This is a genomic window from Candidatus Cloacimonadota bacterium, from assembly GCA_011372345.1.
Classification (GTDB): Bacteria; Cloacimonadota; Cloacimonadia; order Cloacimonadales; family TCS61; genus DRTC01.
Window position 1 is genome coordinate 1 of record DRTC01000328.1, and the last position, 1,768, is coordinate 1,768.

1 protein-coding gene is annotated in these 1,768 nt (G+C 39.1%); it reads right to left on the reverse strand.

Annotated features, from left to right (window positions below; genetic code table 11):
- Positions 1 to 273: 273 nt before the first annotated feature.
- Positions 274 to 1,768, reverse strand: a 1,495-nt coding sequence (locus tag ENL20_06320) for an ABC transporter ATP-binding protein (GenBank protein HHE38169.1), incomplete at its 5' end; no start/stop codon positions are given.

The following is a 1,768-nucleotide window of genomic DNA, read 5'->3' on the forward strand; positions in this document are numbered from 1 at the left end:
AAATATCGATAATTATGGTATCAATGAACATATATTGAGATTTTCAATCGGTTTAAGTTATAAGTTCTAAATCGTAAAACAACAACTCTTATGAGGTCTCGTTCCTCAACCATTCCGAAGGTCGAGTGCAAGAATTCCGCTGGTAGAGACCCATTCGGAAGGTTTCCTAAATTTACGACTGGACTTCATCAACTTCAGTTAGATGGAGTTCAGTTGGAAAATGTCGTCTCAAGTCCATTCTCGCTTCACTCTTATGAACACGAATCATAGATTTCAATCACTCAACTTTTCCTCAAGTTGCTGTTTTTCATACAAATAACTGTACATCCCACCATTCGCCAGAAGTTCTTGGTGGGTTCCGGTTTCCACGATCTTCTTATTATCCAAAACGATTACTTTATCAGCGTGTTGCAGAGATGAAATGCGATGTGCAATAATGATGGTCGTTTTATCCTTTCTGATCTTGATAAGCAGTTCAAGGATCTTTTTTTCGGTTTTGGTATCGACAGCAGAAAGTGCATCATCGAGGATGAGAATATTCGGATCCGTCAACAAAGCCCGGGCAATGGCAATCCGCTGTTTCTGTCCGCCGGAAAGTGTTACTCCTCGTTCTCCAATCACGGTCTCGAAACCATTTTCAAATTCCAGAATCTCATCATAGACCTGCGAATAACGGGCAACTTCCTCAATAAAATATTTGTCAACCTCTGGTTTTGCCAGACTAATATTATTGGCTATCGAGTCGGAAAACAGGAAAATATCCTGCGGCACGGTGATTATATTTTTTCGTAAAATTTCGAGGGGAATATCGTAAAGTTCACGATCATCAATGAAAATGGAATTTTTGGGAGGATTATAAATCCGCGTAATTAAATCGATCAAAGTAGTTTTTCCGCAACCGGTTTTTCCGACGATTGCTAAAGTTTTTCCAATATTTAGATCGAAGGAGATATTTTCGAAGATGGATAAATTTGCCAAATTTTTGAAATTTGGCAAATTTTCTTCCATTCTCTCTCCATAACTAAAACTCAAATTCTTAACTTCGATTTTCCCTTTCAATTCTTTTATGGAATAATCTGCATTTTCATCGATTATTTCCGGTTCAATCTCAAAAATGGAATTCAACCTGATCAGCGAAGCTTTTCCTCTCTGATAAAGATTCACCAACCAGCCAACAGCAATCGCAGGCCAGACAAACATTCCGAGATATGAGAAAAATGCGATGAATTCTCCCATCGAGATCGTTCCCAGAATCGTTGATTCTCCACCAAAAATGAGAACGATTCCCATACTGATAGCAATGATGAGAAATAGAAACGGATGGAAAAGTCCGTGAATACGAACGAGTGCGATGTTATCTTTCACATAATCTCTGGCAGAATGAGCAACCTTTTTCAGTTCTGCTTCTTCCTGCACGAAAACTTTTACAACCCGAATTCCGGAAATACTTTCCTGAACTTTCCCGGACATGGTAGCAAAAGTTTTCTGAACTTTCTTAAAACGAGCGTGGATTTTCTTACCAAAAATAATGATCACAACTGTTAAAACAGGCATCGGAATTATCGCCAGCAAAGTTAATCGCAAACTGATATTGGTCATAAAGAACATTGCCCCGATCGCGAAAACAACGATATCGATGAGGATCACCATTCCAAATCCGACCAGGAAACGAACTGCATTCAGATCATTGGTGGCATACGCCATCAAGTCGCCAGTTTTGGCTTTATTGAAGAAATTACGGGAAAGGGAAAGCAGATGTTCATAATAC